General features: G+C 61.6%; 14 protein-coding genes and 1 pseudogene. 6 read left to right on the top strand and 9 right to left on the bottom strand.

Annotation, left to right across the window (positions count from 1 at the left end):
• Positions 1-231: 231 nt before the first annotated feature.
• A complete protein-coding gene (locus tag BUB39_RS20995; RefSeq protein WP_073057721.1) occupies positions 232-789 on the top strand; it encodes a hypothetical protein in 558 nt (185 codons plus the stop codon).
• Positions 790-1,475: 686 nt separating this feature from the next.
• Here BUB39_RS20995 and BUB39_RS20985 read toward each other — a convergent pair.
• Genes BUB39_RS20985 through BUB39_RS20970 form a run of 4 tightly spaced genes read right to left on the bottom strand, consistent with a single transcriptional unit; the run spans position 1,476 to position 4,456 of the window.
• Positions 1,476-2,843 carry a ThiF family adenylyltransferase gene (locus tag BUB39_RS20985; protein WP_073057717.1) on the bottom strand — a complete coding sequence of 456 codons (1,368 nt, stop codon included), beginning with the start codon at positions 2,841-2,843 and terminating at the stop codon, positions 1,476-1,478.
• Positions 2,840-3,313 (bottom strand): Mov34/MPN/PAD-1 family protein, encoded by a 474-nt coding sequence (locus BUB39_RS20980; protein ID WP_073057715.1) that lies wholly within the window; start codon positions 3,311-3,313, stop codon positions 2,840-2,842. The genes BUB39_RS20985 and BUB39_RS20980 overlap by 4 nt, the downstream gene beginning before the upstream one ends.
• Positions 3,310-3,747, bottom strand: coding sequence for a putative metal-binding protein (locus BUB39_RS20975; protein ID WP_073057713.1), 438 nt, complete (start codon positions 3,745-3,747; stop codon positions 3,310-3,312). The genes BUB39_RS20980 and BUB39_RS20975 overlap by 4 nt, the downstream gene beginning before the upstream one ends.
• Positions 3,740-4,456 carry a hypothetical protein gene (locus BUB39_RS20970; protein WP_073057711.1) on the bottom strand — a complete coding sequence of 239 codons (717 nt, stop codon included), beginning with the start codon at positions 4,454-4,456 and terminating at the stop codon, positions 3,740-3,742. Before BUB39_RS20970 ends, BUB39_RS20975 begins: the two co-directional genes overlap by 8 nt.
• A gap of 157 nt (positions 4,457-4,613) precedes the next feature.
• On the opposite strand from BUB39_RS20970, the gene BUB39_RS20965 reads away from it, so the two are divergent.
• Together BUB39_RS20965 and BUB39_RS20960 are read left to right on the top strand one after the other, a co-directional pair.
• Positions 4,614-5,003: an MbcA/ParS/Xre antitoxin family protein gene (locus BUB39_RS20965; RefSeq protein ID WP_063141731.1), complete on the top strand. Its 390-nt coding sequence runs from the start codon at positions 4,614-4,616 to the stop codon at positions 5,001-5,003.
• Positions 4,984-5,706: an RES family NAD+ phosphorylase gene (locus BUB39_RS20960; RefSeq protein WP_073057709.1), complete on the top strand. Its 723-nt coding sequence runs from the start codon at positions 4,984-4,986 to the stop codon at positions 5,704-5,706. The genes BUB39_RS20965 and BUB39_RS20960 overlap by 20 nt, the downstream gene beginning before the upstream one ends.
• Here BUB39_RS20960 and BUB39_RS20955 read toward each other — a convergent pair.
• On the bottom strand, positions 5,703-6,077 hold the full coding sequence (locus BUB39_RS20955; protein WP_073057707.1) for a hypothetical protein: 375 nt from the start codon (positions 6,075-6,077) through the stop codon (positions 5,703-5,705). The two genes, BUB39_RS20960 and BUB39_RS20955, sit on opposite strands and share 4 nt — an antisense overlap.
• A gap of 345 nt (positions 6,078-6,422) precedes the next feature.
• On the opposite strand from BUB39_RS20955, the gene BUB39_RS20950 reads away from it, so the two are divergent.
• Positions 6,423-8,597 (top strand): CHAT domain-containing protein, encoded by a 2,175-nt coding sequence (locus BUB39_RS20950; RefSeq protein ID WP_073057706.1) that lies wholly within the window; start codon positions 6,423-6,425, stop codon positions 8,595-8,597.
• Positions 8,598-9,107: 510 nt separating this feature from the next.
• Here BUB39_RS20950 and BUB39_RS20945 read toward each other — a convergent pair.
• Positions 9,108-10,358: an FAD-dependent oxidoreductase gene (locus BUB39_RS20945; RefSeq protein ID WP_073057704.1), complete on the bottom strand. Its 1,251-nt coding sequence runs from the start codon at positions 10,356-10,358 to the stop codon at positions 9,108-9,110.
• Here BUB39_RS20945 and BUB39_RS20940 point away from each other — a divergent pair.
• Both BUB39_RS20940 and BUB39_RS25290 read left to right on the top strand, forming a co-directional pair.
• Positions 10,266-11,033, top strand: a complete 768-nt coding sequence (locus BUB39_RS20940) for a TetR/AcrR family transcriptional regulator (protein ID WP_244540336.1) — start codon at positions 10,266-10,268, stop codon at positions 11,031-11,033. The two genes, BUB39_RS20945 and BUB39_RS20940, sit on opposite strands and share 93 nt — an antisense overlap.
• A 314-nt stretch (positions 11,034-11,347) precedes the next feature.
• On the top strand, positions 11,348-11,608 hold the full coding sequence (locus BUB39_RS25290; protein WP_139251566.1) for a hypothetical protein: 261 nt from the start codon (positions 11,348-11,350) through the stop codon (positions 11,606-11,608).
• Between the two features lie 1,297 nt (positions 11,609-12,905).
• Here the strand turns inward: BUB39_RS25290 and BUB39_RS25830 are convergent.
• The 3 genes and pseudogenes from BUB39_RS25830 to BUB39_RS20925 form a co-directional block, all read right to left on the bottom strand.
• A pseudogene (locus tag BUB39_RS25830) lies at positions 12,906-13,265 on the bottom strand (winged helix-turn-helix domain-containing protein); the annotation flags it as partial.
• 7 nt (positions 13,266-13,272) lie between these two features.
• Positions 13,273-13,668, bottom strand: a complete 396-nt coding sequence (locus tag BUB39_RS20930) for a response regulator transcription factor (RefSeq protein WP_073057699.1) — start codon at positions 13,666-13,668, stop codon at positions 13,273-13,275.
• Positions 13,665-14,309 (bottom strand): response regulator transcription factor, encoded by a 645-nt coding sequence (locus tag BUB39_RS20925; RefSeq protein WP_073057697.1) that lies wholly within the window; start codon positions 14,307-14,309, stop codon positions 13,665-13,667. Before BUB39_RS20925 ends, BUB39_RS20930 begins: the two co-directional genes overlap by 4 nt.
• Positions 14,310-14,593: the final 284 nt, after the last annotated feature.

The following is a 14,593-nucleotide window of genomic DNA, read 5'->3' as shown; positions in this document are numbered from 1 at the left end:
GAGATACAATGCTTTAACAGACTGACCTTGCCACTCTGCCGCCCGAACTTGCCAAGGAAATCGCCGAAACCGAATTCGTCTCCATGGCATATCTCGCCGTGATTTCGTTCGTGGTCATGGATACCAAACGCGACCCCGATTATTTTTCAAATCACCTGCCGTCGTGTTTGTCCCAAGACCTTCTTCAGTCCGCCATGTCGCTCCATTCTTGTAAGGGAGGAAGTTCTAAACGTGGCACGACGCGAGTTGCGATTTCTCATCGAAGCGTCCGTTAAAATTGCCGCTATCCAGCAGCGTAGCTACATGACCAAGATTGAGGCGAAGGTCGAAGCCTTCAAGGGCGAATTTTCATCGTCCAGTATCTCGATCAAAAAGGACATCGGCCTGTCGCTTCTACCCGAAGCATATCGAGCCCCCTTTCTTGAGGAGGTTGGCCGACTTTACGGCCTCACGTCGCAATACGTCCATCTGTCTCCGGCACAAATTACTCAGTCGCTCGAAGCTTTCAAGTCGGGCGCGACCGCTGGGAAAGAGCGCCCAGCCGACGTTCGGGAATTCAATCGCACTGCCGAGCGGGCATTAGCGGCCTCGCTCGTCCTTCTTTTTCACGGTGTTCCCTATTGGGTTGCGGGTGACTGGCTCGTCGATGGCGACGGCGCGAGCGTCGGGGGTCACTTCATGAAGTCACGCTTCTTTGCCGCGATGGATGAGGGCTTTGACTACAAGCATGAGCGACAGGCGAAGCTTGGTGAGGTGCAAGCCGCTCGGTTGGCGGCGATAAAGTTTTAGCCCTCCCCCGCAAGGTGGTTTGCGATCCTGTAGCGACGGGCCGCACCACCAATCTCGATGTCAGCTTCCAGTCGTTATCAAGCTCACGTCGAATGGCCGAAGAGGGGGCGCAACGCTGACCGGCAGCGCCGCAGGCCTCAAAATGCTTGGCTTTGACCCGCACTGGGCGGACGGCGTCGCCTTCGACTTCGGGTTCGACGTTCAGGCCCAAGCCGACATCAAACGGCGATGATAGACCAGTTGCCATACCGGATCGAAGCCCTTGAACGGCAAGGTGTTCCAACCGTGGGTCACCTCATCGAGGGAATCGCAAACGACACAGCCGCTACCCGAGACCAGATGGAGGCCAGCATCATGCTGCTCTGTCGGGAACGTCAGATCGATTTGGTGAGCGCTGCAGGTTCGCAGCGGAGGCCGGGCGCCAAACCAGAGCCCGGCAATTTCATAAGGCTATCGCGGCAATTGCTCATACCCGGTGTCGCAATGCCGCAGAGATAAAGCCTTTGGCGCGCGGGGCAACGTTAGTTGCACAGGCCGCTTTCGGGCACAGCTATAAGGGTGACGAACGACTGGGATGGCGGCGCGTCCCTGACAGACGGCTCCGGGGCCGATTGCCGACAGGCCACTTTAGAGAGGCTCGCAGTGAAAAACGGTCTTTCGATTGCTGCGACCAGCGACTCGACTCCTCACGCAGCCTCCGATTTCTCCCTCCACAGCTGGTCGGCAATGGCCACGAAGTGCGGGATCGAACAGAATTCGCAGTCGACGATGCGGGGGCGACAGCTGCGGAGCTTCCCGATGGGTGACCCCCATGGATCGACCTGCCAGTAGTTGGTGTCTGCCTGACCGGTCTGAACGCGCAGCATCTCGACCACCAGCAGATTGCCGGCCAGAGCACTGACGAACGCGAAGGGGGCGAGAACCTGCTTGCCCTCAGCGGATTTCAACGCCTGCTCAGCGCACAGCTGCTTGAACAGGCTGTCATAGGCCATGCCCTCGATTGCCGCCGCCTGAATTCCCGCGTGGGCGCCAGCGATTAGCGCCGCCGCATCGGCGGAGATGAGACTTTCCCTGACCATGTCCAGGCTGATCCCGAGCCCGCCGGCGATGGCCCGTTCCCGCGCCTGCTCGTCGGGAACGTGGCGGTAGATGCACGACAGGCACGCATTGGCAGTCGGCTGGCGGTGCGAATGAACGACCACCGCCCGGATGTCGGTGGTCGACGCGTCGAACACGCGTCCGGGAACTTCGGCCTGAATAGCGCGACGGACGCGACGACTGTCGACGGTGACGATCGCGGTGCGGTGAGGGCCGTTCTTCGCCACGTAATCGTGAAAATTCCCATTGAAGGGGATTAGCGCGACATGCGGGAAATCGGGGCTGGCGTTCCGCGCCAAAGTTTCAGCCTTGGGGTGCTCGACGTCGGCCTCGGTGAAATAGAGGCACCGGTTCGGATTGCCGCCGCCGACGGCCTTGGGATCGACGATCGGCAGCGTACCCCGCGCGTCGACATGGCGCAACGCCCGCAGGAAGGCGTTGCCGACGGCGCCAGCGCCGATGAGCGCGGCGCCGTCTAGGTCGATCGACGCATCAAGAGCCTCGCGCGAGATGCCGAGCTGATCGAACGGCACCGTGATCGGAAGGCCGACCTTCGGAAGTTCCTCGGCATCGATCGCCAGGGACAGCGTCGCCGCCGCCGCCGAACATGCTGCGATCGCCGCGAAGAGGGGATGCGGCTCCGTAGACGCCACCTTCGGCGGTTCCAGGCCGATCACCGCCTTCGACGCATCGATCCTGGCATACAACCTCTTTGCGTCCGAACGCGGCACGGCATCGCCGACGACAAGTTCGACCTTCACGTCGTCTGCCGGATCCCGCGTCACCGACATCGTGCGATCGAGAAGATCGCAGATCTCCCTGGCCCAATCGGCGCAGGAAGCGCGCTCGCCCGCCGTAACTAGGATCCGTCCTTCGAGACGGGCTGATGCGGCATCCTCGTCGACGCCGAGCGCCGATGCGAGCATCCGAGCATTCTCCTGCCTGGCGTTGATCATCCCACGACTCCAATGCATCCGTCCGGCCCGCCCGTCGGCACGCGAACCCATTCGTTTTCGCCGGAAAGGCGATAGCTGGCGGCCTGCTCCGCGAAGTTCGCCGGCGTGGTGTTACGGGCGAATTCCGGCAGCACGAGCGACAGGGCGCCGACATGGCGGACGATCGCCCATTCGTCGTCGGCCTCCGAGTGGAAGGCCCTGCCGGGGTGGCTATGGACCTGCGCCAGTATCTTCAGGCGCGCGCCGCGCAGATGGGTCATCAGAGCGCGCAGGCTCGTCGGCGGCAGCTTGAAATAGTCGATGTCGGTGATCTGATCCGGCTCGTAGACCTCCGTCACCGGCATCGGTTCTCGGATAGCGGAGGCGGGCCCCAACCAGAGGACGACGCGTTCCTCGGAACGTGCGCCGCCCGCACGCAGGATGTCGATCGTTCGTGCGAGCGTGTCGGTGGTGCAGCTTAGCGCGGTCATCCTACTGTCTTCTTCCATGAGCGGTAGATCTGGGTGACGATGCCGATGAGGTCGTTGCCCGACGTGCCGCGATAGTTCGACCATGCCTCGGTGAGGTGGCTTTCATGGGTATGGTATTCCCGGACCCCGCGCATGCACACGAACAGACGCCCCGTCACCGGATGGGGGCACGGATGGAAGATGCTGCTCGTGGAAGGCGGCGCCGCATCCACCGGCGTGCCGTCGGCACGCAGGAGCTGGATGCTGGGGGGCAGCTCGTTCCACTGCTCGCATTCCAGCCGCAGGCGCAGCGCCGCCGCGGTCGGGTGGTGGAAGATGACGTCGAGGACGGGGTATTCCGCCGACACGATCTCCCACCCCCAGCGACGCACGGCGGCGACGTCGAGGCGGCTTACGTCCGCCTCGAACGCCGCCCGCGAGATCAGCTCAAGCATTGCCGCCGCCACCTTCGCGCGGCATCCAGTCGAGTTCGACGGTACCGGTCAGGCCCGCCTGCCCGAAGGTCAGCGAGGCGTTGATGTCGTTGCCTGCCACGCTGACGACCCAGCCCGACGTGTCGGCGAGGTCGAGCTTCCGCGCCGCCTTCTCCAGCACAGACGAGATCGTCTCGTCGCTCTTGACGCGCAGCCCGCCTTCGCCCGGGAACACGCCGCTGAGCGTCATGACCGTCACCAGCAGCTTGTCGGCACCGTGATGCTTGCGCGAGACGATGTGCTCGACGCCCTTCGGGCCGAACGCGATGGTGTTGCCCGGCCGGAGAACCACGTCCGGTTCGTCCTTCCGCTCCAGAACCCAGTCCTGCCCCTCGGGGGCCGGCCAGATCCGGTAGAACTCGTCCGTCTCGATCTGATCCGTGGGCCAGATCTGCCCGATCTCGTTCACGGTGAAGGCGGACGCCTCGTCGGACAGGATGGCGCGCAACTGACCAGTAGGATGATCGGCGAGGACGATCCTAGCGTCCGTGGTCATATGAGTGGTGCGTCCCTTCTCGATCATGACGGCCTGATACTCGCTGGCCGGGGTCAGCCCGGCGGCATTAAGCGCCTCGCGCACCCTGATGATGGCGTCGTCGAACTTGATGAGCTCGCCGTTGACGGGGAACTCGTTGGCGGCGCGATCGCGCCCGGGGTCGAAGATGGTCATTGTGTCTTTTGCTCCAGTACGATGCCGGCCACGTCGCCGGGACTCTTGACGACCGAATGATCTGGACTAAAGTGTCGAAACAGTCTCGATCTGGACGATGTATGCATCGGGACTAATTACCGCGTCAAGTCCACATATGGACAAGGAGTACTTTAAGATGGCGATAAGCGCCCCCGACGCCCATGCGGTCGTCGGGCGATCAGGGATTCCAGCCGAGCTGGAGGCCTTCTTCGCAATGGCCGAGCGGTGGGGCCTGTCCACCGACGAGCAGATCCTGCTGCTAGGGTCCCCCGGTCGTTCGACCTTCTTCAAGTGGAAGAAAGAGGGCGGCAACCTGCCCGCCGACACGCAGGAGCGGCTCTCCTATATCTTCGGCATCTGGAAATCGCTGCGGATCCTCTTCACCGTCGACGAGCGCGGCGAGGAGTGGGTGCGCAAGAAGAACACGTATTTCGACGGTGCCAGCGCGCTCGACGTGATGCTAGAGGGCAAGGTCACTAGCCTCTACAAGGTGAAGCGCTTCCTGGATGCCCAGCGTGGCGGTTGAGATCGGACCCATCGTGCCATGGAAGGGCGAGACCTTCCGGCTCATCCCGTCCCGTTTCCCTCCGGTCTCGGTGTACGAGGGCCTGGTCGCCAACGACCGCATGGACGCCCTGGTCGACATCGAGAACCTGACCAACCCCCGCCTCCAATCGCAGGCTCGCATAGCCAACATAGAGAACAAGGACCCGAAGACGTCGGCGCGCCTTCAGAACTGGAACCTCGCCCCCTTCGCCTACGGCCATCCGGACGGCAGCACCTTCTTCGACGCCGACCGTCCGTGCCTCGAGGTCGCCGCCGACCGGCAGACCGCGCTGGCGATCTCCGTGGCGAAGCGTCAGCGCTTTCTTGCCTGCACTTCGGAGGGCCCGATCGGCCTGGACATGCGGATGTTCAAGACGCCGCTGTCGGGCCGGTTTGTCGATCTGCGCCACCTCAGCGCGGAGGAGGTGCGGGACCGCGGGCGTGACCTGGGCAAGTCCATCGTGAACGATGTGGACGGGGTGCTATTCCACCCGATCGAACGCCCCAGCGCGATGGCGATCTCCGTGCTGAACGGGTCGATTCTCGAGAAGACCCTCCAGGCGGTCCACTACCGCTACCAGTGGAACGGTGAGCGGATATCGCTTCTCTACGCGTTCGACGACAAAGGTACCCGGATCGAGCCGGACCATCTGCGCAGCGAAGCGGACTGCCTCGCTGCCTAGATCGCGGCGGGAATCCTGCCTGCCCGCCAGCCTTCGAGGCGGACGATCTCGTGGAAGTCGCAGCCCGGAGTCCTACACACGATGCTGGGAACGACGCGGCCGTCGGCTTCGATCGTGTGGTCGCGAAGCGCGATGCCGTGCCCTTGGGAGCACGTCACCTCCGCCTTGAAGCGACGTATCGTGGAGGGATGGCTCGCCTTCCAGTGAAGCCTTTCCGGCCTACCTTCTCCGGCATGCTCCTTGAGGCCGATGAGCGGATAAGATCGCTGGCGCGAAGCAGCGCCTGTCGGCCGGGACGTTCTGGAAGCTGGCCGCTGGGCGATCGGCTCGCCGACGAAGAAGCGCAGTACCGCCTTCAACCACTTTGGCATCGACTTCTCCACGCAGGCGCGGCCACAAATGTCCATATGCAGCGGTCTGACTATAGAGATCGTCGGCGTCTTCGCTGCTACGGATCGGTTTACGGGCTTCATGTCCAGAACCTAGTATGTCGCTGAACCCTATCGGGATCTCGATAGGGACTGAGAAAACGGCGACTTTCAGGACCGAAAGTTGGACTCGCCAATGGCTGAAATGCGGGCGCGATGCTGACCGAATTGCCGAAAGAAGAGGGGCCACCTCACAGTCAAGGTCGGTCGCGTTTTTAGTGATGGGGCCAACCCAAGGGATCAAGAAGTAGCCCTTCAAGTTCCACATTTGAGCAACTCAGGCTACGCATGGCGGATATGATCGAGGAGATTTTTTACATACTGGCGATCCCGTCTTGGGAACCGATAAGGGTGTCGCCATTCCAAGGCTTCGCTCCAGGGCTTTTTCACATCGCGCCATATCTCGTGAGCGTGCCAGCCTTCCCTAGCGACATTTCCGAACTCGCCATGGATCCGGCCGACCGACTTGCGAGACGGCGGGCGGGCCAGGGCGCGTGGCATTGGTCGCCTGTGACCATCGAAAATTTACTCGATCATGGACAACCTACGCCAAGTCGGCCGTTCATGGTCGTCATAACGAGCGAGCCTGAAATGGCGCGCCGTGTGGCGACCTGGCGGAGAGGTCTGCGTGTTCGTCCCTTGCACCTTAGCGCCCATAGAATCGGCGGTGCAATTCGTCCGCATGAACTGACCGTGGAGCGTTTGCAGCAACACTGTCGCACTGCGCTGCGCCAAGCGAAGGAAGCAAACCGATGGCTCGACATCACCGAAAGGCTGTCGATGATCGACGCTTGGCGTCCTTGGGAGATGAAGCCATCCGGGCTGCACCATCACTCCCACAACGTGACGCTGCCTAATGAGATGGTCCTTCGATCGGCGGGGTTCATCACGGAAGGAGAAGATGGCAGGCTAGAAGGGTCGCCTGAGCAGGACTATGTCGACGGCATCACGGAGTCGGCGAGCGCAGTATTCAGCTTGCACGAGCAAGCGAATGACCGCCCGATCTACCTGCTAAACCCGCCGCGACCAGACCTCATTCTTCTAGCGCCCTCGATGCATGTCCAAGCGGCCGAGCTTATCGGAAGGGCGCAGCTACCAAAGTTGAGCATGCGCGCATTCAGAGCGCTCAAACGCCAACGCGGATACACGATCCAACTCCCTGTTCAGGACGAACAGTCTATCAATGAGATCGGACCCATTTTCGGGCTCCGCGGAGGAGAGCTTCGCATCACGACCTACGCGGTTGGGGTTCGCGCCACGTCCACCGCTGCTGCAACCATCCGACTTCCAGCTCTGATCAATCGGTCCGCTGGCGTTGTCGGCCAGTTGGCGCGTTTTCTTCGTCACCATGAAAACCCTCCCCCTATCAAAACTGCCCGAGTCTTTCGCGCCGTACAAAATGCGCTCTCCGAAACAATGCCCCCTGATTATATGGACCTGCTCCGGCAGTCCAACACCGGCATCAAGATAATTGGAGAGGCCCCACTCGAGTGGTTACCGCTCGGCGATCTCCCGCTTGGCATCGCCCGCGACGTCTCACGCATTGGGACCACCCCGGGCAACCTGCTGATCGAACAGCTGCGCCATGTTCCTCCACTCTACATTCCTGCGGACGAATTCAAGAAATACCTCGTCGTATCAATGTTCGAGGAAGGCGACGGCATTGCGCATCATGTGCGGCGGGCGCTTGAGGTTCTTCCTGGTGCTGCCGAAGCCAAGCTGACCGGAATTTCGGCGGCACCAAAGTCGACCGACGAGTTTGTCTCTGTCGTGAATGGCTACAGTGGTCCGATCCTGATCGTCGATAGTCACGGTACCCACGCCGACAATCCTGACGTTGGGGGGCTCAATATTGGTGGGAAGTTTGTCGACGTGTGGGGCCTGGCCGGGCACTTGCGGCCGCCACCTATTGTGATTTTGAGCGCCTGCGATACGCATCCGTTCGATCGCTCCCACGCCACCGTCGCGAACGGTTTCCTGCGATGCGGAGCAATTGCGGTCCTAGGGACGGTCCTACCAATCCGCTCGCGCGATGCGGCAATCTTCCTCGTTCGGCTGATGTTGCGCGCCATCTCGTTCGGCAATGCCATGAACGCAAACGGCAGGTCGGTGGCCTGGACCAACATTGTGGGTGGCGCGCTACGAATGCAGCTCGCGAGTGACATCGTGCGCAGCCTCGGAGCACAAGGGCTGCTCCCCAAGGAACATGTCGCCGACATCCATCGCGCGGCAAATTACGACATCAACCCGCCGAACGAGCGAACCGATTGGCTTCCACGCTTGAAGGAGCGTTGTATCGAGACGAGAGGCTTCAACCAGTCTCAATGGACAGCGGCCTATACAGGCATCCTCGCGGGGTCAGATGTCATCCGCTACGTCAACATCGGTAATCCAGAAGCGATTCTGATCTCCGACGAGCGCGTCCTGAAACGGACGATGCACGATGCGCAGATGCAAGCTTAGGGTTTCAGCGATCGGAGTGCCCGCCGGCACAAACTGAAGGTCCGCATTCGGTGTCGAGGCCAACTTCCGCTTCTGGCGCAAAGGTGCCGACGTGCCCCAACTCGTTGATGTCCGCTTTTGGGCCGCGGCCGTTGCCAGATCAATGACCGAGATGGGGCGCGTAGCCGTCGGGCAGCTATCGATCCCGATCCGGCCCTCGACGGCCAATCGCCGGACTCATTCCGGACACTTAGTTTGCATGGCCGGACGCTGAAAAATGCCAGGTTGCAAGCCCACCGCTTTAGATAACTCCTAGTGCCTCTGTTCTTCCGTTGGAGCGGCCCGCCACCCCGCCACACACGCAGTCAGCATCACGACATTGCCGACTGCGCCTATCAGGCACGATCGGCGCGTCGGAACGATACGTCGGGGTGATCGTCAGCGCGAGGACCAAACCCGGCGACACCAGGCACCGGCCCCCGAGCACGACGAACACCGCCGCCAGCCAACACTGGATCGTGCGGACCGACATCACGGCGCCGCTACAGGCCGTGTGACGACCGCGCAGGGTGCCGGGGTGCAGGGCATCGCCAGCGGCTGCCGATCTGGCAGCACGCTGTATTTGCGTCGGGAGATTCCCGACAGGGCGAGGCTGAGGTTGCGCTTGAACGGCGGGACGCGGTTTAGGATGCGCAGCACGATGTTGCGGATCCGCCGTGCAATGCCCGACCGCACCGTCGCCATCCGCGTCAGGCGGGAGGCTAGCCCTAGCACCAACTGGGCGGCAGGCCTGCGGGTTGCCGCATAATCGTCTAGCACGCCGTCCGGCGCACCGTCTCGCACCACGCGGGTCAACGCCTCGCCGAGCACGATGGCATCGACCAGCCCGGCGTTCATGCCCTGACCACCAGCAGGGCTATGGACGTGTGCGGCATCGCCCATCAGCAGGATCGGGCCCTTCCGATAGGTATCAGCCAGCCGGTGATGCACGCGGAAGCGCGACGACCAGGCCATATCGGTGACGCGCGCGCGCCTCGCTTCCGGGCCGCGCACGTCAAGCAGGTGCTGGATCAGGTCGATCCCCGGCACTGCCGGCGCGTCATCGACCGTAGCGACGACGCGGTAGGACCCGTTCGGCAGCGGCGCGACCACCACGAGCCCGGCCGGCGAGAAGAACAGCGACACTTCGCTGTTGCCCATCGGCCAGTCCATGAAGACGTCGGCGAGCACGAAGGATTCGCCGTATGCCGCTCCCTGGAAGGCGATCCCCGCGGCTTCGCGGATCACGCTGTTCATGCCATCCGCACCGACGACGTAGCGCGCATGGATCGTGCGCTCGCCCTCGGCGGTCTTTACCTGCACCGCCGCGCCACTCGCATCGGTCGTGACGCCCAGCGCCGCGATGCCGCGATGCACGTCGCCGCCAAGATCCACCAGCCGCGCCTGCAGCACGGCCTCGGTGGTCGATTGCGGCACCAGCAGCATGTGCTGGAACGCCGATGGCAGCGCCGCATAGCTGATACCGAGCAACGGCTGGTCGCGGTCGCGCACGGTGAAGTCGGTAACGGTCATTCCCTCGTCGGACAGCGGCGCCGCGACGCCGATCCTTGAGAGCATTTCCAGAGTATGCGGATGCACCACCCCGGCGCGTGACGTGTTTTGCGCGGTCTCCAGCGCATCGACCAGCAGATGATCCACCCCTTCCTGCTGCAGGGCGGTGGCGAGCGCGAGCCCTGTGGGTCCGGCGCCAACGATAAGAACGTCTGTTTGAAGCGGTACCATGATTGTGTCTCCTTAATTTGCCAACAACTGTTGACTAAAATAGCCTATTGCATTTGTCAACACACGTTGGCAAAAAGGCATATGACCAAACCAAAGGGCAGCACGCCCAAAGCGCTCCGTACTCGCGAAGCTATCGAAATTGCCGCGCGGGAATTGTTTGCAATCAATGGCTTCGACCGCACCACTGTGCGCGACATCGGCGCCCGCGCGGGCATCGATCCGTCGATGATCATCCGCTATTTCGGCAGCAAGGATGCGCTGTTTGCGCAGATCGCGGCACCTGATCTGCACCTGCCCGATCTCAGCGCGACCGACTCGGGCGTCATCGGCGAGACTCTGGTGCGCCATTTCCTCGACCTATGGGAAGGTGACGGGGTCGGCGGCGGGATGCCGGTACTGCTGCGCTCTGCGGCATCGAATGAAGAAGCCGCCGAACAGCTGCGTAAGATTTTCCTGACGCAGGTTTTCCCGGCCGTTGCCCGCGCCGGGCCGCCCGAGACCGCGCCGAGGCGCGCCGGGCTGGTCGCGAGCCAGCTGCTCGGACTGGCGCTGACGCGTTACGTGCTGATGGTGCCGCCGGTCGTGATGATGCCGCCCGAGTTCATCATCCGCACCGTCGGCGCGACGATCCAACGCTATGCTTCGGGCGAATGCCTAAGCCCCGACGAAGCCTAGGTTCTCGGTACAGGCGTCGTTGATTGGGTGTGGAGCAACGGCAGCTTTCCACATTGACGCAATACACCGGGAACGACCGCTATGGGGGCGCAAAGCGGACGTCGCGCTTGACGTTTGAGGAGTCGGTAGGTGTTAACACCGGCCTCTCGCGTTTCTGCTAATTCCGACTGGACTTCGCCCGCGGTGCGAGCATTGCTGTGACCGCGTCAAGGCGGCCGGGAAACCTGCCGCCGCCGCCGCCCGGCTCCTGATCTTTGCCGGGCTCGTCTCCGTGCAAGCGCCAGCAGAGGGCTGGTGCCCAACGGAGCAAGATCATGAACATCGCCAACGACATCGAGAAGACCGGGATCGCAGGCGAGGACAAAGAGCAGACCGCTTCGACACGCCGAAGCGCCGGTACCCGAAATGGCAAATTGGGTACTGCCGAAGGGCGCCACGGAGACGGGGGCTCAGAATGCACGGTTGACGGGGCGCAAAATGCGTCTCTCCGCACCCTCGTGAAGAGCGGCGGCTCACAAGCCCCGAAAACGACGGCGCTGTCGGCCGCAGTCTCTCAAAGGTCAAAAAACAATTGAGAACAAGAAGTTAGTGGCGGTGGACGCAGTGGGTCGCTAACCCGCCTCTGTTGATTTCTCTGTTATCAGGGAAAATACAGGGAAGATTTCGCCGATATCGGCCTCTTTCAAGCGTGACAACGCCGATAGCGACGCCAAATCAATGGTTTACGTTATCGGGTCCAGCGCGCGAGAACAGGGAACTCTCCCGGAAAGAATAGGGAGTTGGCCGCAGCAACGTAGAGCTAGCCCTCCGTCGTACAAATGCAGCTGGAGTCGGCGATTCATCGGCCGGGGGGCAGAGAACTCGATCAGGGACATTGGATGCGAGGACTGAGGCGACTCGGTGTGCTGCGTCCTTGGCAGTTGCGACGAAAAACTGTCGTGAGTTGTGCAATGCGTAGCGGTGACGGGACGTCCACTGTCTCGCCGTTCTCATTAAGCCACTGAAAATCCCTGTCACCTGGGATAATCTGGACTCGTAACGAGCTACCCTCGTTTACTGCGATCCCTGGTCGATCTGAGTCGCCACCAGAATCGCGTCGGCCTACAAATTGCCGATCGAAGCTTCCCTTAGGATGACCTTCTCAAGGGTCAAATCGGAGATGGCCTGGCGGAGACGTTCATTCTCCTTTTGCAGTTCTTCGATGCGGAGCGACGCGTGGCCGGTCGGTCGGCCTAACTCTGCACGCCACTGCTGAAAGGACATTGCGGTGATGCCGACCTGGTTAAGGGCGTCGATCATGGCCGCACTATCGGCTCCGCAATCTGCCGGATGCAGGAGCCTGCTCATACCTGCGAGGCCTGCTCGTTTAGCCTCCCGGCTGGTGGCCAGGAAATGAACAGAGGCAACTGGCAACAGATTATCAAAGAGCGGTGTCATATTCATGGTCACCAGCTGGCAGCGACCGGGAACGATCAGCAGTCGCATATCGGCAGGATGCGCGCCGATAGTGGCATTGCCGGTTGGCTGGTGCGGCGGATGTTCCGCCAACGCAGATGTCTCCCGGCCGCCGTCTAGACGGGCCTGTCGCTGTGAAATCAGAATAAAGCACGCTGCGTCGAGGCCGCACGCCTCGTGAAGCAAGGCCAGGAGGGCCCGTGCAACTGCTGTGGGGACGACATTGCTGGTCTCGGTCAGTCTCGCAAAGGTGTCTGATGCCAGAAGGCGAGACAGGACATCGATCGTTTCGTTGGGACTGATCAGAAGTTGCGGTGGCTGTCCCAACGTCGAAGCCGCGCAGAAACTGCCGGCGCCAGGATGAGTCTGAGCCTCTGTCGGCGCAATCCGATTGACTGGTGCCACAAAAGCGTAGCCCCGACCGGCCACATTGACGATATAGCGGGCCTCGCCATTTTGCTCGCCGAGTGTCCGGCGAAGGGTAGCTATGCACACGCGAAGATTGGCTTCCTCGACAACGACGTCGGGCCACACGAGGTTGTGGAGTTGTCTTGCTCCAACAACCTGGCCGGCCCGATCAACCAAGGCGAGCAGCAGGTCGAAAGCGCGGCCGCCTATCGAGACCGGAACCCCGTTCCGCGTCAGCAGACGCTCGCTTGCCCTCAGACTGAAAGGGCCAAATTCGAGACTGGCCGGAACCGTCGGGGTTGCCTGACCTGACGCCCAGCTGCGGTCGGGGACGAGGGCCGCCCGAGTCTGCTTTCCGAACGTTCTCATCGATGGTTCAACCGTCATGATGATGGCCTCCGGGGGTCGAGAGCGCCTGCGAAACGGCCGCGAGCAGAGCGGTGGCGTCGAAGGGCTTGCGGAAATAGCCCTGGTGGTTACTCCTTGACGCGCGCGTTTGATCAGCAGTCTCGTAGCGTCCGGTGATGAAGATGACAGGCAAGTCCGGACACGATGTGCGTACGATCCGACAGAGCTCGATACCGTCGATGGCGGGAAGTCCAATATCCGTAATCAGGCAGTCAAGGCCGTCCACTGCGTCTGCTTCTATGAGTGCCTCTGCAGATGCGAACAGCTGGACTGAATGGCCGACGGCTTCCAGCAAGTCCTCGATGGATTCCAGAATCCGCTGATCATCGTCGACGACTGCAATAGATTTCTTCCCACCTGTCATTTTTCGACACGCTCGCCGATGAGGCGGTTCGCCAAGAAGTTCAATTTCTCGGCCATGCGCACGAGATCGGCAAACGAAGTAGACTGCATCTTCCTGGTAATGTTGCTTCGATGAATCTGCAGCGTCACCTCACTTACGCCGAGTTTCGCCGCGGCTTGCTTGTTCATCAGGCCGCTAGTGACCAGCGGTAGGACTTCTCTCTCTCTTGGTGTCAAGAGGGCGAGACGGTCTCGCAGGATTGCCAGTTCAGACTTCTGCCGGCGATTGCTATGATCGAGCTCGATCGCCGCTCGGACGGAAGCCACGAGTTCGTTCTGCAGAAACGGCTTCGTAAGGAAGTCCACGGCGCCGCCTTTCATCGCCCGCACAGAAGACTGAATGTCGCCATGGCCGGTGATGAAGACGATGGGTGGATGATCCTCGCGGTTGAATTTCGTCTGAAGTTCAAGCCCGTTGATGTCTGGGAGTTCGATATCGAGAAGCAGGCATGCTGCCCGGTCGGGTCTTTCGAAGGCGGTATAGTTGGCAGCCGAACCAAAGGTCCATGTATCAATTCCGTGCGCCGCGAGGAGATCACTCACGGCCTCACAGACGCGCTGATCATCGTCGACGACGAAGGCAATTCCCGTGTCCTCTGACATATCCGACCACCCGCCCGGAGAAGCCAAACTTGCGAATGCACTCCACGGACTTTACCAGCGACGAGGTCAGCTGATCCATAACAGAAGCACGTTAGAGCTTCCGGCTGGACAAGTGCAGGCGCCCATTGCCCGCGAGCCGAGTGCGCCCGGCATGAATCTGATCTTCTTGACAGGCGGGGGCAGGAGAGTCGCCTCGGGACAGGCGGTGTTCAGGATAGAGTCCGTGCGGCTTCTGTCTCTTGCGGTAACGGCTATGCAGACACGATCACGCGTGCCTAGCCGCT

The sequence above is a fragment of the Kaistia soli DSM 19436 genome (assembly GCF_900129325.1).
GTDB classification, from domain to species: domain Bacteria; phylum Pseudomonadota; class Alphaproteobacteria; order Rhizobiales; family Kaistiaceae; genus Kaistia; species Kaistia soli.
Note: the sequence above shows the minus strand (reverse complement) of the source record. Positions and strands in the feature narration are given on the sequence as shown.

Excerpts from the sequence above, each read along its gene's own strand:
- BUB39_RS20985 (WP_073057717.1), bottom strand. The coding sequence starts at position 2,843 with ATGATCAACGCCAGGCAGGAGAATGCTCGGATGCTCGCATCGGCGCTC.
- BUB39_RS20980 (WP_073057715.1), bottom strand. The coding sequence starts at position 3,313 with ATGACCGCGCTAAGCTGCACCACCGACACGCTCGCACGAACGATCGAC.
- BUB39_RS20975 (WP_073057713.1), bottom strand. The coding sequence starts at position 3,747 with ATGCTTGAGCTGATCTCGCGGGCGGCGTTCGAGGCGGACGTAAGCCGC.
- BUB39_RS20970 (WP_073057711.1), bottom strand. The coding sequence starts at position 4,456 with ATGACCATCTTCGACCCCGGGCGCGATCGCGCCGCCAACGAGTTCCCC.
- BUB39_RS20965 (WP_063141731.1), top strand. The coding sequence starts at position 4,614 with ATGGCGATAAGCGCCCCCGACGCCCATGCGGTCGTCGGGCGATCAGGG.
- BUB39_RS20960 (WP_073057709.1), top strand. The coding sequence starts at position 4,984 with ATGCCCAGCGTGGCGGTTGAGATCGGACCCATCGTGCCATGGAAGGGC.
- BUB39_RS20955 (WP_073057707.1), bottom strand. The coding sequence starts at position 6,077 with ATGCCAAAGTGGTTGAAGGCGGTACTGCGCTTCTTCGTCGGCGAGCCG.
- BUB39_RS20950 (WP_073057706.1), top strand. The coding sequence starts at position 6,423 with ATGGCGGATATGATCGAGGAGATTTTTTACATACTGGCGATCCCGTCT.
- BUB39_RS20940 (WP_244540336.1), top strand. The coding sequence starts at position 10,266 with ATGATCCACCCCTTCCTGCTGCAGGGCGGTGGCGAGCGCGAGCCCTGT.
- BUB39_RS20945 (WP_073057704.1), bottom strand. The coding sequence starts at position 10,358 with ATGGTACCGCTTCAAACAGACGTTCTTATCGTTGGCGCCGGACCCACA.
- BUB39_RS25290 (WP_139251566.1), top strand. The coding sequence starts at position 11,348 with ATGAACATCGCCAACGACATCGAGAAGACCGGGATCGCAGGCGAGGAC.
- BUB39_RS20930 (WP_073057699.1), bottom strand. The coding sequence starts at position 13,668 with ATGACAGGTGGGAAGAAATCTATTGCAGTCGTCGACGATGATCAGCGG.
- BUB39_RS20925 (WP_073057697.1), bottom strand. The coding sequence starts at position 14,309 with ATGTCAGAGGACACGGGAATTGCCTTCGTCGTCGACGATGATCAGCGC.